Origin of the sequence: Neiella marina (assembly GCF_002165625.1) — a bacterium.
Taxonomy (GTDB): domain Bacteria; phylum Pseudomonadota; class Gammaproteobacteria; order Enterobacterales; family Neiellaceae; genus Neiella; species Neiella marina.
Genome location: NZ_NGNS01000016.1, coordinates 20,838 through 38,059, shown reverse-complemented (window position 1 = coordinate 38,059; position 17,222 = coordinate 20,838). Strand labels below are relative to the sequence as shown.

General features: G+C 48.0%; 17 protein-coding genes. 13 read left to right on the top strand and 4 right to left on the bottom strand.

The window, feature by feature from the left end:
• Positions 1-183: 183 nt before the first annotated feature.
• The 4 genes from rpsF to rplI are packed head-to-tail and all read left to right on the top strand — an operon-like array spanning position 184 to position 1,622.
• Positions 184-597 carry a 30S ribosomal protein S6 gene (gene rpsF / locus CBE68_RS12525; protein ID WP_087506437.1) on the top strand — a complete coding sequence of 138 codons (414 nt, stop codon included), beginning with the start codon at positions 184-186 and terminating at the stop codon, positions 595-597.
• Positions 597-905: a primosomal replication protein N gene (priB, locus tag CBE68_RS12520; RefSeq protein WP_087506436.1), complete on the top strand. Its 309-nt coding sequence runs from the start codon at positions 597-599 to the stop codon at positions 903-905. Before rpsF ends, priB begins: the two co-directional genes overlap by 1 nt.
• Positions 906-916: 11 nt before the next feature.
• Complete coding sequence (gene rpsR, locus CBE68_RS12515) at positions 917-1,144, top strand: 30S ribosomal protein S18 (RefSeq protein WP_087506435.1); 228 nt, start codon at positions 917-919, stop codon at positions 1,142-1,144.
• Positions 1,145-1,169: 25 nt separating this feature from the next.
• Positions 1,170-1,622 (top strand): 50S ribosomal protein L9, encoded by a 453-nt coding sequence (rplI, locus tag CBE68_RS12510; protein ID WP_087506434.1) that lies wholly within the window; start codon positions 1,170-1,172, stop codon positions 1,620-1,622.
• A gap of 88 nt (positions 1,623-1,710) precedes the next feature.
• Here rplI and CBE68_RS12505 read toward each other — a convergent pair whose 3' ends face one another.
• Complete coding sequence (locus CBE68_RS12505) at positions 1,711-2,331, bottom strand: glutathione S-transferase (protein WP_087506433.1); 621 nt, start codon at positions 2,329-2,331, stop codon at positions 1,711-1,713.
• A 75-nt stretch (positions 2,332-2,406) separates the two neighbouring features.
• Entirely contained in the window at positions 2,407-3,210 is an 804-nt protein-coding gene (locus tag CBE68_RS12500) for a TIGR03899 family protein (RefSeq protein ID WP_087506432.1), read from the bottom strand.
• Positions 3,211-3,366: 156 nt separating this feature from the next.
• On the opposite strand from CBE68_RS12500, the gene CBE68_RS12495 reads away from it, so the two are divergent.
• The 3 genes from CBE68_RS12495 (at position 3,367) to CBE68_RS12485 (ending at position 10,155) form a co-directional block, all read left to right on the top strand.
• A complete protein-coding gene (locus tag CBE68_RS12495; RefSeq protein WP_143824553.1) occupies positions 3,367-3,684 on the top strand; it encodes a hypothetical protein in 318 nt (105 codons plus the stop codon).
• A gap of 118 nt (positions 3,685-3,802) precedes the next feature.
• The gene (locus tag CBE68_RS12490; protein ID WP_087506430.1) at positions 3,803-9,040 is read left to right on the top strand and encodes a PAS domain S-box protein; all 5,238 of its coding nucleotides are present in this window, start codon (positions 3,803-3,805) and stop codon (positions 9,038-9,040) included.
• 35 nt (positions 9,041-9,075) lie between these two features.
• Positions 9,076-10,155, top strand: coding sequence for a response regulator (locus CBE68_RS12485; protein ID WP_087506429.1), 1,080 nt, complete (start codon positions 9,076-9,078; stop codon positions 10,153-10,155).
• Positions 10,156-10,226: 71 nt separating this feature from the next.
• On the opposite strand, the gene ppa is transcribed toward CBE68_RS12485, so the two are convergent.
• Together ppa and fbp are read right to left on the bottom strand one after the other, a co-directional pair.
• Positions 10,227-10,760: an inorganic diphosphatase gene (ppa, locus tag CBE68_RS12480; RefSeq protein WP_087506428.1), complete on the bottom strand. Its 534-nt coding sequence runs from the start codon at positions 10,758-10,760 to the stop codon at positions 10,227-10,229.
• Between the two features lie 98 nt (positions 10,761-10,858).
• Positions 10,859-11,863 (bottom strand): class 1 fructose-bisphosphatase, encoded by a 1,005-nt coding sequence (gene fbp / locus CBE68_RS12475; protein ID WP_229744733.1) that lies wholly within the window; start codon positions 11,861-11,863, stop codon positions 10,859-10,861.
• 259 nt (positions 11,864-12,122) lie between these two features.
• On the opposite strand from fbp, the gene mpl reads away from it, so the two are divergent.
• From mpl to trmB, 6 genes are read left to right on the top strand one after another with little or no spacing between them, the layout of a single operon-like run.
• A complete protein-coding gene (mpl, locus tag CBE68_RS12470) occupies positions 12,123-13,481 on the top strand; it encodes a UDP-N-acetylmuramate:L-alanyl-gamma-D-glutamyl-meso-diaminopimelate ligase (protein WP_087506427.1) in 1,359 nt (452 codons plus the stop codon).
• Positions 13,478-14,095, top strand: coding sequence for a flavin prenyltransferase UbiX (locus tag CBE68_RS12465; protein ID WP_087506426.1), 618 nt, complete (start codon positions 13,478-13,480; stop codon positions 14,093-14,095). Before mpl ends, CBE68_RS12465 begins: the two co-directional genes overlap by 4 nt.
• Before the next feature lie 51 nt (positions 14,096-14,146).
• Positions 14,147-14,674 (top strand): hypoxanthine phosphoribosyltransferase, encoded by a 528-nt coding sequence (gene hpt / locus CBE68_RS12460; protein ID WP_087506491.1) that lies wholly within the window; start codon positions 14,147-14,149, stop codon positions 14,672-14,674.
• Between the two features lie 39 nt (positions 14,675-14,713).
• The gene (locus tag CBE68_RS12455) at positions 14,714-15,637 is read left to right on the top strand and encodes an ABC transporter ATP-binding protein (RefSeq protein ID WP_087506425.1); all 924 of its coding nucleotides are present in this window, start codon (positions 14,714-14,716) and stop codon (positions 15,635-15,637) included.
• A complete protein-coding gene (locus CBE68_RS12450) occupies positions 15,634-16,407 on the top strand; it encodes an ABC transporter permease (RefSeq protein WP_087506424.1) in 774 nt (257 codons plus the stop codon). Before CBE68_RS12455 ends, CBE68_RS12450 begins: the two co-directional genes overlap by 4 nt.
• Positions 16,407-17,132: a tRNA (guanine(46)-N(7))-methyltransferase TrmB gene (trmB, locus tag CBE68_RS12445; RefSeq protein ID WP_087506423.1), complete on the top strand. Its 726-nt coding sequence runs from the start codon at positions 16,407-16,409 to the stop codon at positions 17,130-17,132. Before CBE68_RS12450 ends, trmB begins: the two co-directional genes overlap by 1 nt.
• The last annotated feature ends 90 nt before the right edge of the window (positions 17,133-17,222 follow it).

Below are 17,222 nucleotides of genomic sequence, written 5' to 3'. Positions count from 1 at the left end.
AGTCGCGCTAGGTTAACAAATTTGAGCCAAATTCGGGAGTTGCAATATTCCATCAGAGCAGTTGCGGTTGGTGTTTGCTTTCTGTACACTACGCGCCCTTAAATCAGTCAAACTAACTTTAGTTCCTTGCTTCTATGTGGTGTGACTGAGCCTAACGAAGCTAATAATCCGTAAGGAGCAAACATGCGTCATTACGAAATCGTATTTATGGTCCATCCAGACCAAAGCGAACAGGTTCCTGGTATGGTTGAACGTTATACCGGCCTGATCGAAGCTGATGGTGGTAAAGTTCACCGTCTAGAAGACTGGGGCCGCCGTCAACTGGCTTACCCAATCAACAAGCTGCACAAAGCTCACTATGTGTTGCTGAACGTTGAAGCTAACCAAGCTGTAATCGATGAGCTGGAAACTGGTTTCCGCTACAACGATGCTGTGATCCGCAATGTGATCATGCGTACCAAAGATGCTGTGACTGAGCCTTCGCCAATGGCGAAAGCAAAAGAAGAGCGTGCGTCTCGTGAAGAGCGTGCTCCTCGTGAAGAGCGTCCTGCGAAAACTGAAGAAGCACCAGCTGCAGAAGCTAGCGCTGAAGAGTAATGGCCGATAACTGGCTGGTGTTGAGCGGCGTTATTAGCCGAGCACCGCAGCACAGTGTAAGCCCCGCAGGGATTCACCATTGCCACTTTTCGCTCGACCATGAGTCGGAGCAGCAAGAAGCCAACAGACCGCGCCGAGCGTGGTGTCGGATTCAAGTGGTGGCAAGTGGCGAAGAGCTGCAGACGCAAACAGCGTCTTTGACAACGGCAATGCAAGTAAGAGTAAGCGGCTTTATTAGCCAGCAAAAAACCGCCAACGGCTTAACCCGCTTGGTGTTGCATGCCAGAAGCATTGAACAGATTAACTAGGAGATAGCCTCATGGCTCGTTTTTTCCGTCGTCGTAAATTTTGCCGCTTCACAGCGGATGGCGTAACCGAGATCGATTACAAAGATATTGCTACTTTGAAAAGCTACATCACTGAAAGTGGCAAAATCGTACCAAGCCGTATCACTGGTACCAGTGCTAAGTATCAGCGTCAGCTGGCTCGTGCTATCAAGCGCGCTCGCTACCTGGCACTGTTGCCATACACTGATGGCCACAAGTAAGCCCTGCTAAATAGGAGAGATTAAAATGCAAGTTATCCTACTTGATAAAATCGCTAACCTGGGCAGCCTGGGTGATGAAGTAACCGTTAAAGCTGGTTACGCTCGTAACTTTCTGCTGCCTCAAGGCAAAGCAGTAGTTGCTAACAAAGAAAACGTTGCTTTGTTTGAAGGACGTCGTGCAGAACTGGAAGCAAAACTGGCTGACGAGCTAGCTGCTGCCGAAGCACGCGCTGCCAAACTGGCTGAACTCGAAAGCGTTGTCATCGCCTCTAAAGCAGGTGATGAAGGTAAGCTGTTCGGTTCTATCGGTACTCGTGATTTGGCTGAAGCTATCACCGCTGCTGGCGTTGAAGTTGCTAAATCTGAAGTACGTTTGCCACTGGGCACGCTACGTAACCTGGGTGAGTACGACATCGACGTACAAGTACACTCAGACGTTACTGCAACTGTTAAAGTAGTAATTGAAGCTGAAGAGTAATCTTCTGCTTCGCTCCTTCACTGGAGCTCGAGCGTAAAAAAACACCGCCAATCGGCGGTGTTTTTTTATGGCAAAGCCGCGGCCGCTATCAAACTTTATGATATGACGCAGCTTGAAACTCCGGCAATTGTTCAACCGTGGCGGAGTAGCGAGAGAGCAAAGGGAATTGCTCTGGGTCGATGACCCCAGGGATCATATGTTGAGTGAAGTACCAAGCGCAGGCTACGGTGATACCGGTCTGGCGAATATCATCACTGCGTTTTGCCAGATTACTCTTTGACAGTTCCTGCTCTAATAGTTGATAGCAATGCAATAATTGGCCTTGGACACGATCAATCCAAGGCTGATGCTGCTTATCATCAGGTCTTAATTGTTGCTCATAGACTATTTGGACACTTTTCTCACATGCGGTAAGAGCAAGGCCAACGATGTGAAGTGCTAGCTGGTATTCTGAAATACCTTGTGGCATCAATGTCCTGCTATTGCCAGCAATTGCCTCGAGATAGCTCAAAATCAAGTTAGAATCCGTGAGTAAACGGCCGTTATTGCAAACCAATGTTGGCGCTTTTACGGTAGGGCTGATCCGCTGAAACTCGTCAAAGTCTCGGAATACTGACAGTGATTGATGTTCGAACTCGATGTTCAGTAATTGCATTGAAATCGCGACACGGCGAACGTATGGCGAATCAAGCATACCAATGAGCTTCATTTATAACTCCATTCATTTAACAACTGTATCTATCAGACTAGCTCTATTGTCGATTGTTGGCGCAAAACATTGCTGCTAATTTGTTTTTGCTGCGGTTGGTTTCATTACTTTGGCAAACATAGTGAGCAGTGCTTGATGGTAAGCTTCGTGTTTGATGTTGCCGATCAATGGGGCCAATTCATCACCAACAGGGGTAAATCGGTAATAGCGTAGTTTTAGCTTGTTGACCGTTGGGGTAAAGCTATGTAGCTGCCCTGTAAGTCTAATTTGATATTCTTGCTTGGGCGATAATGGACTAGTTTCGAGATCGCTATTGAACAGCAGGCCATGCTCCATCAGCCAAAGAATTCCAGAATAGGGTAAGCCAAATTGATTGAGGCTTAGCGCTTCCGAATGGTTGTCTGAGAAAAATCCCCAAGTTTCATAGTGATAGCCTATGATAATCTTACAAGAGCGATCCCCTGGAGTACGGCTATGTAAGGCGACCGCTTGCTGAAACAACTGCGCATCTTTGCGTGTCATTTCGCTTAATGTCCGTAAGCTGCGGATACTGAAACTGCCTGCGTGGCATGACTCTTTAGCGAAGATGCTGGCCCAAAGAGCCTGCATATCACTGTTGGAACTTTTCTCTGCCAACGACAAAAAACAGTCGAGCCAATCTGAATCCAGCGGTTGATCGGTTGCAGCCTTCTCAATCAAGCGCAAGCCTTTGGATAGAATGGCTTCTAAGTTTTTTTGATACTGAAGTTGGCGTTGTTGCAGGCGTTTGTCGAGCCGCTGTTCCAAAGTTGTCCCAGTGATTGATAGGGTCACTCCAGTTTGTTGCAGTGCGGCTCTGGCACCAGTTATTGCACTATTTTTTTGTGGTTCTGAAGCCATGCTGTTCCTTTGCTGCTAGTTTCGATACCTGCATCAAGAATGATTGAAAAGGGCGCAGGTGGCAACGGTGTAAGTTGCTGGCATCTTCAAATTGCGAGGCGCATTGAGCGGATGCGAACTAAAGTTAATGTTGGGTTGAAAACCAAGGGGCATGTGATGCGTTGCCTTCTAATAATGTTGGGCTTGCTGTTTTGTACTGCTGCTATTGCTGGCAAGATAGTTGTGCGTAAAAGCTCCGATCCTGAATTTGATGTGTGGGCGTTAAAACAAGAGTTGATTGAGCAAAATGCTTGGAATGAAGCGCTGCGCCAACAGCAAATTCTCAATTGGGTTTACTCCATGCCGCCGGGCTGCTTATTGTATCGGAGGCCCTATCAATACTACGCCTGTAATAATCAGTATTGGCGCCCTTACTCTCATCAAGGACAGCAACTCTATATTCAAATCGATCCACCTCAACAAAGCCAAAAGTAATCCACTTACCGGTGGCGTTTAGGTAAACAATTCATCTTTATTTTCGGTTAGTTAGATGAAAAATGTTTAGTTATTGCCTAACCTGTTGACAGTAGGTTTTCACAGGACTGTGTCTTACATGCGTTTGTCGACGGACTCTTTTCAAAGCCGCATCGTTTTTTGGATCGCTTTTCCTATTTTATTGATTGTCGTGATACTTGATGGCATCGAAATATACCTTGAGCATCAGCGTCTCAATAAGCAGCAGCAAAGTCATTTAGAAGCAATCACCGAAGATGTTGCTAGTCAGCTTAATGATCAATTCCGGCTGGCCAAATTAACCACCAAAGCAGTGGTGCGATTTCTTGAACTTCAAGGTCAGGACACGACTGAAGAGCGCATCGACCAGTTGTTGTATTGGCAACTTCAGCACAACGATTTGATTTACGGGTCGGCGATCGCTTTTGCTCCCAATCGGCTGCCCGGTCGAACCCTTTACAGCCCTTACGTGTATCGAGCAGATAACGGTCGCACCAAGCGAATCGATATTGCCGTTGATGGCTATGACTATCAAGATGGTAGCCATGATTGGTGGACGCTGCCGGTACAAATGGAGCGTGAAATTTGGGTTCGCCCTTATTTTGATGAAGGTGCTGGTAATGTTGTGATGACCACTTTCAGTGCGCCGTTTTACTGGCAAGGGGAAGTCGCAGGCGTGGTGACTGCCGACGTTGCGCTTCAATCGCTATCCGCGCGTTTGACTCAGCACCATGAGCAGCTACTGATAGTGAGTCGCGAAGGACAAATTTTTCATCAGGACGATTCAGTTGAGTTTGATGGTACTCAGTTAGCACAATTGTTGGAACGCGATAGTGCCGCTATCGCGATTGCCAACGGCATGCTTAATCACGAGTCTGGTTTTGAACATGTGCGGATCAATGGTGAGGGCTACTCGATGGCCTATGCACCTGTAGAGTTCATTGATTGGTTAGTGGTAATGACGACGCCAGAGCAAGCGTTCTTTGCCGTTGCCAATCAGCGACTTTGGCAAGACTTGCTGGAAGTGCTGTTACTCGGCTTAGTGACAATTGTATTGGGGGTGTTGATCAGTCGGCGCCTGACGCGGCCGTTGGTCAAGCTGCAAGATACCATCAATGAAGTGGCCACGGGCAATTTGACGACGGCTATTGATGTTGCCGGGCCACGAGAAATCAAAGCGGTGGTGCGCAGTGTCAGCAATATGGCGAAGTCGTTGCGCTTAAAGGATCAAACCATTCGCACCGAGCGCGCAGAAAGGTTTGCCGAACTGATTGATTCGTTGGGCTACCGAGCCATTTACGTAGCCTTGGATCGAGATGGCAAAGTGATTCAAGTTAGCCAGTCGGTTGAATTGATTTTGGGCGTAGCTGCGGCGGAATTTGGCAACAACTTACGTCAGCGTTTAGCTGACAAACCGGTCAATCAACCCCACATCGATAGCTTGCAACTATTGCTGCAAGGGCAACACGTAGATGTTTCAGAACAGCAGGTAACGCTGCAACACCGAAATGGCAACAGTGTGCGCTTTGATGTTTCGATGCACGGTTGCCATGAAAGCAACAATGCTGTTGCAGTGGAATTGTTGTATACCGATGTGACAGAAAAGTTGTCTACTTCTGAATGGTATCAAGCGGTCATCGAAACCTCGCCCGATGCGCTGTTGTTGGTCAATGAGCAGGGTCATATTACCTATGCCAACACTCAAAGCTGCAATCTGTTCGGCTACCGCGCTGCCGAGTTGGTGGGCGAAAAAGTCGAATTGCTGATACCTGAGCGTTTTCGTAGCAATCACCCGAGTCAGCGCGGTCGTTTCTTCCAACATCCGGTGACTCGAGAAATGGGCGAAGGGTTGGAGTTATTCGCTGTTTGTAAGTCTGGTAAAGAGTTTCCGGTTGAGGTCAAACTAAGCTTGCTGCCGCTAACTCAGAAAAAAGAGCGGGTCGCTGTTGCCATCTTGCGCGATGTCACCGAAAAGCGTCATGCCAAGCAGCGGCTAGAGCAAAGTGAACAGCGATTCAGAACCATGGTGGCTAATGTGCCAGGGGTTATCTATCGATGCCTATTGGATGAGCATTGGACCATGGAGTACATCAGTGATCATATCGAAGACATTTCGGGCTACCCAGCCAGCGATTTTATCAACAACGAAAAACGCACGTTCGCTAGCATTATCCACCCGGATGACAGCCCGTTTGTAGAACTCGAAGTGGAAGACAAAATTAGTCGTAAAGAACCTTACAACATTCAATATCGCATTATTGACAATAATGGTCTGGAGCGTTGGCTATATGAAAGAGGGCGAGCGGTATTTGATGGCGATACGCCGCTTTACTTAGACGGTGCGATGAATGAAATCACCGATCAAAAACAAGCTCAAAAAGAGCTTAGAGAATCTCAGCAGTTATTATCCAACATCACCAACTCGCTGCCTGGCACAGTCTTTCAGTTGCGCGAGGTGACAGAGGCTAAGTACGCATTTACTTTTGTGAGCATCGGTAGTTTGAGCACTTTGGGGCTGCCGCAAGAGCAGTTAATGAAAGGTTTCAATGCCTTCACCAGTCTGCTAACTGGTGATGACCGAGCAAGTTTAGAGCTGTCGCTGGCAGACAGTAAGAGCTACCGTCGTCCGATTTCGCTCAAGATTCAGGTTACTTCGCCAAATGGTCAGCGGATTTGGGTCGAATGGACTGCGATGCCGATTTTCCGTGATGGTGAGGCGGCGGAGTGGAACGGCTATATCCAAAACATTGATGATCGGGTGCGAGCTGATGAAGACCGTGCACGCAGTGAGGCTCATTTCAAGGCATTGTTTAGCAATGCAGGCATCGGCATGACCAACATGGATGGCCGTGGCAACCTGGTCAATTGTAACGAGCGCTTCAGCGAATTTGCTGGTTATAGCGCGGAACAACTCAAACAAATGCACTTGCTTGAGTTGATTCACCCGTCACAGCACAGTGAATGTAGCGGCTTAATCAAGTCATTGTTAGCTGGAGAGCGAGAACGTGTCGATGCCCAATTGCAATTTGTCACCTTAGACAATGATGTGCGCTGGGGTGATATGAGCGTGACTACTTTGCCAACCGAAGACGCGAGTGATGCCGTTGCAGTGATGACTGTTGATGACATCACCGAACAGAAAATTCTGGCTGAGCAACTCAAGCAAGCGACCGATGAAGCCCACTCGGCAAATCAAGCGAAGAGTGAATTTTTGGCGAATATGAGCCATGAAATTCGAACGCCGATGAATGCCATTATTGGTATGTCACATCTGTGTTTGCAAACCGCCTTGAATCCCAAACAACACAACTATGTGCGCAAAATTGACAATGCCGCGACAGCGCTGCTGAACATCATCAACGATATTCTCGACTTTTCCAAAATTGAGGCGGGCAAACTCGAATTGGAAATAATCGACTTCAAGCTTGAGGATGTGTTGGAACGCCTAAGCGATATGTTTGGCCCACAAGCACAAGATAAGAACATCGAAATTATGTTTGAAGTGGCCAAGGAAGTCCCGAGCGCGATGCGCGGCGATCCGTTACGGCTAGGTCAAATCCTCACTAACTTGTTTAGCAATGCGCTCAAATTTACCAAGCACGGTGAAATCATGTTGAAAGTCGCTTACCTAGCAGCGGCAAATGGTAAGCACCAAGTTAAGTTTACGGTGCGAGATAGTGGCATTGGTATGTCGCCAGAGCAGACCAGTAAACTGTTTCAAAGCTTCAGTCAGGCAGATAGCTCTACCACTCGCAAATATGGCGGCACCGGCCTCGGCTTGGCGATTTGTCGGCGACTATGCCATTTGATGGATGGTGAGATATGGGTGGAAAGTCAGTTGGGACGGGGTAGTGATTTTATTTTCACTGCTCATTTTGACCAGTCCGATGGCGTTGTTCAACGCAGCCAACCAAGTCAGCAACTGTTAAACAAGCGCATTCTGCTGGTGGATGACAATGCTCATACTTTGGAAGTATTGGAAGTGCTGTTACGTAATTTTGGTTTCCAAGTGACGTGTGCCAGCAACGGCAACGAAGCACTCGACAAATACCAGCCCGATCAGATTGATCTGGTGCTGTTGGATTGGCAAATGCCGGGCATGGATGGGGTGCAAGTTGCCGAACAAATTTTGGCGATGGAAGCGCAAGAGCCTGCGCGGATTATTATGATCACAGCCTATGGCAACGATGAACTAGATGATCGACTTCGTGCGCTAAACCTCCATACAGTGCTTCATAAGCCAATTAGTCCTTCATCTTTGCTCGATGGCATTATGGAAGCATTCGGTGAACGTTTGGATGACCCGGCTCAATCGGCTGACCTCGACAATATTGAGGTCGATCCTGAAGTGTTGGCAAGCAAATTGATATTGCTGGCTGAAGACAACCCAGTGAACCAAGAAGTTGCATTGGAAATCATGGCGGAGTTGGGCTTTACCAATGTCAGGGCCGTCGACAATGGTTTGCTGGCGCTTGAAGCATTGGATAACAACGATTTCGACTTAGTACTGATGGACTGCCAGATGCCGGTAATGGATGGTTATGAGGCAACCCAGCAAATCCGCAAAAGGGAGCAGTGGCAGCAATTACCAGTGTTGGCTATGACAGCAAATGCCATGGCCGGAGACCGGGAGAAGTGCCTGGCTGCCGGTATGAATGACCATATTACCAAGCCCATCGATGTCAGTCAGTTACAGCGAGCCTTGCTGCACTGGCTGAATATATCGGGGGCCGCTAGCACGCGGGTTATTGAACATAGTAGTTGGCCGTCGCATCCTGAATTAAATGTCGACCTCGCGCTGCAACGAGTACAGGGTAGCGTCAAAATATATCGTAAATTGCTGCTACGCTTTGTCGAACACCATGCTGGCTTCAGCACTGAATTTATAAACTTAATAAATAACAAGCAAATTGAAGAAGCTGAAAGGCTGTCGCATACGTTTAAAGGGTTAAGTGGCAGTATTGGGTGTGAATTGTTGCAGCAACAAGCAGCTGAATTGGAACAGATGGTCTCCGATAATCCTCAATCGGCTCTGGCAGCGATCACCCCAATAGCAGCGCTGACAGGAAGTATTTGTCAGGCCATCGAGGCTTGGCAGGGTGAGCTCAAAACACCAGATGTGCCAAAGGAATCTGCCATGCCTCCGCAACAGCAGCTTCAGCGGTTGCTTTTATTGCTGGCTGATAGTGATGCAGATGCAGTGGATTTGGCCGAAAACTTAGCTGAGCGCTACCCAAACCCAGGCTGGAATCGGTTGATTGAACTCATTCATAGCTATGATTTTGACGAAGCCGAACAGCTGTTAAAGGACACGTTTCAGTTAGCAGTTAATGATTGAATGTGATTGCTAATGATAGATGGCAGGAGATAGACATGAATGAAGTCACTAAACAAACCGTTTTAGTGGTCGATGATACCCCAGAAAACCTTGATGTTATTGCGGGTATTCTGAAAAAAAATTACAAAATTCGTGTTGCAACTAACGGAATGAAAGCGCTCAAGCTGGCGGACAATGCTTCACCTCCAGATATCATCTTGCTTGATATCATGATGCCTGAAATGGATGGCTATGAAGTCTGCCAAGAGTTGAAGAAAAACCCAAGGACGGCACGCATCCCCGTTATCTTTGTCACCGCCAAAGGTGATGTGGCTGATGAAACGCGAGGCTTTGAGCTCGGTGCGGTCGATTATATTACCAAGCCAGTTAGCCCTCCTTTGGTCCAAGCGCGAGTGAAAACTCACCTTGCTCTTTATGATCAAGAGCGTTATCTCGATTCGTTGGTCGCTGAACGAACCAAGGCGCTTGAAGGAACTCGGCTACAGATTATCCGCCGCCTTGGCCGCGCAGCCGAGTTCAAGGACAATGAAACTGGCATGCATGTGGTACGAATGAGTCACTATTCACGTATCATCGCTGAAGCGATGGGAATGCCTGAGGACTATTGTGACCTGTTGCTGCAAAGCGCGCCAATGCACGATATCGGTAAAATTGGTATTCCTGACAGCATATTATTAAAGCCCGGGCGACTGACGGATGATGAATGGGTGACGATGCGCAAGCACCCTGAAATCGGCGCATTGATTATCGGCGACCATGACTCTGAGTTGCTCAAAATGGCAAAGATCATTGCCCAAAACCACCATGAGAAATTTGATGGCTCAGGTTACCCCAATGGTCTCGCCGGTACGGATATTCCGATTGAAGCCAGAATCGTGGCTATTGCCGATGTGTTTGATGCGTTAACCACTGAAAGACCATACAAAAAGGCTTGGACCGTTGAAAAGGCCATTGACGTTATTCAACAAGATGCAGGGTCCCACTTTGATCCTGATTTGGTCGAAATATTTGTTCAGGAACTGGCAAAGGTTTTGGAGATCAAAGAGAAGTACGCTGAGACGGTGGAGTCAATTGATGATCAATTGCAGCGAGTGGTGATTACTGAAGACTCCTAGGCAAATGCGAGACATAAAAAAGCCAACCAGAAGGTTGGCTTTTTTCGTTCATGCGATGCAGCTAGAGAGGATTATGCTTCCGCTTGATAACGCTTGGCGCTTTCCAAAATCTCTTGGCGAGCAGCTTCGGCATCAGCCCAGTTTTCTACTTTGACCCACTTGCCTGGTTCCAGCGCTTTGTAGTTTTCAAAGAAGTGCTGGATTTGGTTCTTTAGTAGTTCAGAGACATCGTCGATGTCTTTGATGTCGTCGTAGTCTTTGCTCATTTTGGTATGAGGCACTGCGATGATTTTAGCGTCTTCACCTGACTCATCAGTCATGTTCAACACGCCAACTGGACGACAGCGGATCACTGAACCTGGCAGCAATGGGTGTGGTGTAGGAACCAACACATCAACTGGATCACCATCTAAAGACAGAGTTTTGTTCACGTAGCCATAGTTGGCAGGATAGAACATAGGCGCTGTCATTAGGCGGTCAACAAAAATAGCACCAGTATCTTTGTCTACTTCATATTTGATTGGGTCAGCGTTGGCTGGAATCTCAATGATGACATAGATGTCATCAGGCAGTTCTTTGCCAGCAGGTACGTCATTCAGACTCATGTGTGGCTTCCTTCACGTCAAAGTTGGATCAGTTTTCGTCGCAGCATTATAGCCGCGACGACTCTGAATACCAGCCAAGTGATGCCAAAAGCAACAGATTAATCTGCGTACTCGCGCATAAACTCTTCTGCTTTATGGATCATTTCCGGCGAGCCAACGAAGAAAGGCTCACGTTGGTGTAGCTCTGTAGGCTCAATATCCATGATCCGACGGCCACCATCAGAAGCAATGCCTCCGGCTTGCTCAGCGATGAAAGCTATTGGGTTGCACTCGTAGAGCAAACGCAGTTTACCGCGAGGTGCAGACTCCGTGGTGGGATAGATATAGATACCACCTTTCAACAGGTTACGATGAAAATCTGATACCAACGAACCAATATAACGAGAGGTGTATGGCCGGTTGGTTTGATCATCGCGTTCCTGGCAATACTTAATGTATTTTTTCACACCATTAGGGAATTTGATGTAGTTTCCTTCGTTAATCGAATAGATGTTACCGGTTTCTGGCATTTTCAAATTTGGATGCGATAAAGCAAATACACCCAGCGTCGGATCGTAGGTAAAACCGTTAACGCCATTGCCTGTGGTGTACACCAACATGGTTGAAGAGCCGTAGATGACATAACCTGCGGCAACCTGATTGTGGCCGGGTTGTAGGAAGTCTGCTGCGGTAACTGGTGTGCCAGCTGGCGTTACTCGACGGAAAATCGAGAAAATGGTACCAACAGAAACGTTTACGTCGATGTTTGAGGAGCCATCCAGAGGATCCATCAGCACAACATACTTAGCATTTTTGCTGCGCTCATCATCAAAGATTACAAACTCGTCTTCTTCTTCTGAGGCAATACCGCAAACCTCGCCTCGCGCACTTAGTGCTGCTTTAAACTTGTCATTGGCGAATACATCTAACTTTTGCTGAGCTTCACCCTGAACATTTTCGATTCCTGCGGCACCAATAATATCAGGCGATAACCCTGCTCGATTGATTTCGCGGTTCACGATTTTAGCTGCTAGTCGAATGGCGCTGATAAGCGAAGAAAGCTCACCGGTTGCGTGGGGGAACGCGTGTTGTTGCTGTACGATGAACTCGCCCAGCGTCGTCATGCCTGCCATAGCTGACATCTCCTTGTTAGTGTAAAGGTTATTCATGCCATAGGCTGAATTTTTTTTACAGTTAAAATGAAAAAAAATTACACAACTAGGCGATTTATTGTACGCGTGCTCGAATTTGAGCGAATGGTCCTTTTCGGCCCAATGTTCTCCTGTCTGTTTCGGTGTTGTTGTTTGCACTGCTTTGATAAACTACAGGGCTATCCATTAGCTGCGGCGTTGATTTGCTGCAATTTCGCGAGTTTTCTTCACGATGCACCTGCATATTCTTGGTATTTGCGGCACTTTTATGGGTGGCGTTGCTGCACTGGCTAAAGCGTTGGGACATAAAGTCACTGGTTCCGATGCTAATGTCTATCCGCCAATGTCAACTCAGCTCGAGTCCCTCGGTATTGAACTGACTCAAGGCTACAATCCTCAACAACTAGAGCCAAAACCTGATCTGGTGGTCATTGGTAATGCCATGTCGCGTGGTAACCCTGCGGTTGAAGCGGTACTGGAACAGGGGATTCCATTTATGTCTGGCCCAGAGTGGCTTCATCGCTATTTACTGCAGGACAGGTGGGTGTTGGCGGTATCAGGTACTCATGGAAAAACCACCACTTCGAGTATGCTGGCATGGATCTTAGAACACGCTGGCATGGCGCCAGGCTTCCTCATCGGTGGTATTCCACAGAATTTCGGTGTTTCTGCTCGGCTAGGAGACACACCGTTCTTTGTCGTTGAGGCCGATGAATATGATTCAGCATTCTTTGATAAGCGCTCTAAGTTTGTTCATTACCATCCGCGCACGCTTATTCTCAATAATCTCGAGTTTGATCATGCCGATATATTTGATGATTTAGCGGCCATTGAACGGCAGTTTCATCATTTGATTCGAACTGTTCCCGGTCAGGGGCGAATTCTCTATCCGAGCAGTGAACCAGCATTGGCACGAGTGCTAGCACAAGGCTGCTGGAGCGACACCGAAACGATTGGCGAGTCACAAGATTGGCAGTACCGACTTGAGCAGGCTGACGGCTCTGAGTTTAGCGTCGCATATCAAGGTCATTGGTTTGCTGCATTGAAGTGGGATCTACTTGGCGAACACAACGTAAGTAATGCGGTGATGGCAATTGCTGCTGCTCGTCATGTTGGCGTCACGCCCGAAGTGAGCCTGGCGGCACTCGCACAATATGTAAACACAAAACGGCGCTTGGAGCTGCGCGGAGAGGTTGCAGGTATCAAGGTTTATGATGACTTTGCTCATCACCCAACGGCCATCAAAACAACGGTCGCGGGATTAGCTAATCATATTGAGGGCGGCCGTTTGATTGCAGTGCTGGAGCCTCGCTCGAACACCATGAAAATGGGCATTCATCAACAAACTTTAGCGGCTAGTTTGCACCAAGCTGATGTGGTGGCACTGTTTCAGCCTCCCGGCATTGAATGGTCGGTCGAGGCCGTGCTGGCAGAACAAAAGCAAGGCTTAGTTGCCGAGGATGTGGACGAGTTAGTGGCGCAACTGGTGGCATTGGCAGAGCCCGGCGATCAGTTGCTGGTAATGAGCAATGGCGGTTTCGGCGGTGTTCATGGCAAATTGCTAACGGCCCTTGAGGAGCGTTTTGGATGAGTTTTGACGGTCAAATTACCGTAGCACTGACCGGTGCATCGGGCGCACCTTATGCGCTGCGTTTATTGCAGTGCTTATTAGCTGCCAATCGACAAGTGTTCGTGTTGATGTCGAGTGCTGCCCGGGTCGTTTTGGCAACCGAAAACGACTTAAAAATTCCAGCTTCACCAGAGCAAGCAAGTCAATTTCTCAGCGACTATTTTTCTGCCCAGCCCAGCCAGCTGCAAGTATTTGGCAAGGAACAGTGGTTTTCCCCGGTTGCCTCAGGTTCTGCTGCGCCAAAACAAATGGTGGTATGCCCGTGCTCAACTGGATCGTTAGCAGCGATCGCCACTGGTATGAGTGACAACTTAATTGAACGTGCGGCCGATGTGGTGATTAAAGAACGCGGGCAGCTTATTCTGGTGCCACGCGAAACGCCATTCTCCGCTATTCATCTGGAGCATATGTTGTCGTTGGCTAAACTTGGGGTGACCATTATGCCCGCCGCTCCGGGGTTCTATCAGAACCCCAAGTCCATTGACGATTTGGTCGATTTCATCGTGGCAAGATTGCTGGATCACTTACAGGTGCCACAAGAGCTCATGCCGCGATGGGGTTATCAACACGATTAACACGGCTGCACGCCATTCAAATTCAAGTGTTTTTTAAGAGCAAATAAGATGATTGAACATAAAGTAGAGCAAATGATTAGTGCCGAAGAACTACAACAGCGAGTGAAAGAGCTCGGTGATGAGATCAGCACTTACTATGCCGGTAGCGAGCATTTGATTTTAGTTGGATTATTGCGCGGTTCAGTAATTTTTATGGCCGACTTGGCGCGCGCGATTGACCAGCCTGTAACACTCGATTTTATGACCGTTTCGAGCTACGGCAATGCCATGAGTTCAACTCGCGATGTCAAAGTATTGAAAGACCTTGACGAAGACATCGAAGGTGCGGATGTGCTGATTATCGAAGATATCGTCGATTCCGGTCACACTCTAAGCAAAGTCCTGGCGATGCTAGCATTACGCAACCCTCGCTCGCTGAAGATTTGTACCTTGTTGGACAAACCATCTGGTCGTGAGGTTGATGTTGCCGCCAAGTGGATTGGCTTCGAGGTACCAGATACCTTCGTTGTTGGTTACGGTATTGATTACAGCCAGCGCTATCGCAATTTACCTTTCTTGGGCAAAGTCGTGCCTGTTTAAAACTGCCTGCCAGATACCAACGGATGATGTAGTCGTTCTATGAATGCAATCGAAATTAGAGGGTTAACTAAAACCTACAGCAATGGCGTAGAAGCACTTAAAGGCATTGATCTCACGGTTCAACAGGGCGATTTCTACGCCTTGTTAGGGCCCAATGGTGCCGGCAAGTCCACTACAATCGGCATATTGAGTTCGCTGGTCACTAAATCTTCCGGTTCGGTGACAGTGTTTGGACACAGTATTGATCGCGAGTTAGAGAAAGCCAAAAGCTGCATCGGTTTAGTGCCGCAAGAATTCAATTTCAATCAGTTTGAGACCCTGCTGCAAATCGTCGTCAATCAGGCTGGCTATTACGGTGTGCCACGAAAAGATGCCCTGCAGCGGGCTGAAAAATACCTGACGCAATTAGAATTATGGGAAAAGCGCAACCACCGAGCTCGGGAACTCTCTGGTGGCATGAAACGCCGTTTGATGATCGCCCGGGCGTTGATGCATGAACCGCAAATGTTGATTCTTGATGAGCCAACTGCCGGCGTAGATATCGAAATTCGCCGCGGTATGTGGGATTTCCTCAGGGACATAAACAAACAAGGCAAGACCATTATTCTGACCACCCACTATCTGGAAGAAGCTGAATTGTTGTGTCGCAACATCGGCATTATCAATAAGGGCCAAATTGTCACTAACACCAGTATGCGAGATTTACTAGCGACACTGAACGTTGAGACCTTTGTGCTTGATTTATCGGCCCCTGCAGATTCCGTCACTCTCAATGACTTTGACTGGCGTACCGTCAATGAGTCGTCCATAGAAGTCGATGTTGCGAAAGAAAAAGGGATGAACCCGGTTTTTGCCCAGCTCGATAATCAAGGTATTCAAGTGTTGAGCATGCGCAACAAAGCAAACCGATTGGAAGAGTTATTTGTTGCCATGATGGGCGCGACAGAGGAGAACAAAGCATGAGTGCGGCGGTCAACTACATCGCGCTGAAAAGCATTGTGCGTAAGGAATGCACTCGGTTTATGCGGATCTGGGTGCAAACGCTGGTCCCGCCAGCGATCACTACGACACTCTATTTCGTGATTTTCGGTGGCTTAATTGGCAGCAGAGTGGGGCAAATGGGTGGCTTCAGCTACATGGACTACATTGTTCCTGGGCTGATTATGATGAGTGTCATTACCAGCTCCTACTCCAATGTTGCCTCGTCATTCTTTTCAGCGAAGTTTCAGCGCAATATTGAAGAGTTGCTGGTGGCTCCGGTACCCAACTACATCATCATCATGGGGTATGTTGCTGGTGGTGTTTGTCGTGGTTTACTGGTGGGGACTATCGTCACCTTAGTGGCCATGGTGTTTACCGATCTGCAATTTCACCATGTCGGTATTTTGGTGCTGGTGATTTTGCTTACCGCCGTGTTGTTTGCTTTGGGGGGAATGTTTAATGCGCTATTCGCGAAAACTTTTGATGATGTCAGCATCATACCCACCTTTGTATTGACGCCACTAACCTATCTAGGCGGAGTGTTCTATTCGATCTCGATGTTGCCTGAATTTTGGCAATGGGTGTCGAAACTCAACCCAGTTGTTTACATGGTCAATACCTTTCGTTATGGGTTTCTTGGGGTTAGCGATATTCCTGTATTGCCGTCGGTGATCATGTTGTTGGTAATGACGGTAGCGTTGTTTTTGGTGATTCTCAATATGCTCAAACGTGGCGTTGGCATTCGCTCGTAATGGCTGGAAATTCAAAGTTAATTGTTAGTAATCAGCCAGGCGTCCACGAACACTTGGCTGATAAGGTGCAACGCCATTTCAAGCATCCTTTTCGCAAACCAGTGGCAGAACACACATTGGATGTGTTTCAACAACTGAATGAGCAAGTTCAGCAATGGCCAGGATCGGTGATCTTGGATGCTTGTTGCGGCGTTGGTGAAAGCACCAAGGTGCTGGCTGCGCAATACCCCGACAGTCTAGTCGTAGGTATCGACAAGTCAGCTTGCCGGATTGGTAAAGGGCTGCAGCAAGAAGGTGGTGGCCACTATGTGCTTGCGCGCGCTGACTTAAATGATCTGTGGCGACTCATCTGGGCTGCTAACTGGCCGTTGAGCCGGCAATTCATCCTTTACCCTAATCCCTGGCCCAAAGCCGAGCATTTGGGACGACGTTGGCATGGTGCCGGTGTGTTCCCTTATATTTTGGCCGCTGGAGGCATATTGACGGTGCGAAGTAATTGGCACATCTACGTTGATGAGATGGTTCAGGCAATGGCATTGGCCGGCCTCACTGTTCAAGCGCAGCCCTACCCACACGACGACGGAGTTGAACCGATGACGCCGTTTGAACGCAAGTATTGGCAGTCAGGCCATGCTAGTACTCAACTGGCTGTTGATTTAAGTCGCTATCAGGCGCCCGAATGGTTGTTGCAATCACGATCTGCGTTGCTTGCTGCAATGACCTGAAGCTGAACAATGACTTAACAGCACTAACATTTGTGTATAAATAACCACGAACATTTTCATCTGCGACTAGTCTTACTGTTTGAAACCTAA

Excerpts from the sequence above, each read along its gene's own strand:
- rpsF (WP_087506437.1), top strand. The coding sequence starts at position 184 with ATGCGTCATTACGAAATCGTATTTATGGTCCATCCAGACCAAAGCGAA.
- priB (WP_087506436.1), top strand. The coding sequence starts at position 597 with ATGGCCGATAACTGGCTGGTGTTGAGCGGCGTTATTAGCCGAGCACCG.
- rpsR (WP_087506435.1), top strand. The coding sequence starts at position 917 with ATGGCTCGTTTTTTCCGTCGTCGTAAATTTTGCCGCTTCACAGCGGAT.
- rplI (WP_087506434.1), top strand. The coding sequence starts at position 1,170 with ATGCAAGTTATCCTACTTGATAAAATCGCTAACCTGGGCAGCCTGGGT.
- CBE68_RS12505 (WP_087506433.1), bottom strand. The coding sequence starts at position 2,331 with ATGAAGCTCATTGGTATGCTTGATTCGCCATACGTTCGCCGTGTCGCG.
- CBE68_RS12500 (WP_087506432.1), bottom strand. The coding sequence starts at position 3,210 with ATGGCTTCAGAACCACAAAAAAATAGTGCAATAACTGGTGCCAGAGCC.
- CBE68_RS12495 (WP_143824553.1), top strand. The coding sequence starts at position 3,367 with ATGCGTTGCCTTCTAATAATGTTGGGCTTGCTGTTTTGTACTGCTGCT.
- CBE68_RS12490 (WP_087506430.1), top strand. The coding sequence starts at position 3,803 with ATGCGTTTGTCGACGGACTCTTTTCAAAGCCGCATCGTTTTTTGGATC.
- CBE68_RS12485 (WP_087506429.1), top strand. The coding sequence starts at position 9,076 with ATGAATGAAGTCACTAAACAAACCGTTTTAGTGGTCGATGATACCCCA.
- ppa (WP_087506428.1), bottom strand. The coding sequence starts at position 10,760 with ATGAGTCTGAATGACGTACCTGCTGGCAAAGAACTGCCTGATGACATC.
- fbp (WP_229744733.1), bottom strand. The coding sequence starts at position 11,863 with ATGACGACGCTGGGCGAGTTCATCGTACAGCAACAACACGCGTTCCCC.
- mpl (WP_087506427.1), top strand. The coding sequence starts at position 12,123 with ATGCACCTGCATATTCTTGGTATTTGCGGCACTTTTATGGGTGGCGTT.
- CBE68_RS12465 (WP_087506426.1), top strand. The coding sequence starts at position 13,478 with ATGAGTTTTGACGGTCAAATTACCGTAGCACTGACCGGTGCATCGGGC.
- CBE68_RS12455 (WP_087506425.1), top strand. The coding sequence starts at position 14,714 with ATGAATGCAATCGAAATTAGAGGGTTAACTAAAACCTACAGCAATGGC.
- CBE68_RS12450 (WP_087506424.1), top strand. The coding sequence starts at position 15,634 with ATGAGTGCGGCGGTCAACTACATCGCGCTGAAAAGCATTGTGCGTAAG.
- trmB (WP_087506423.1), top strand. The coding sequence starts at position 16,407 with ATGGCTGGAAATTCAAAGTTAATTGTTAGTAATCAGCCAGGCGTCCAC.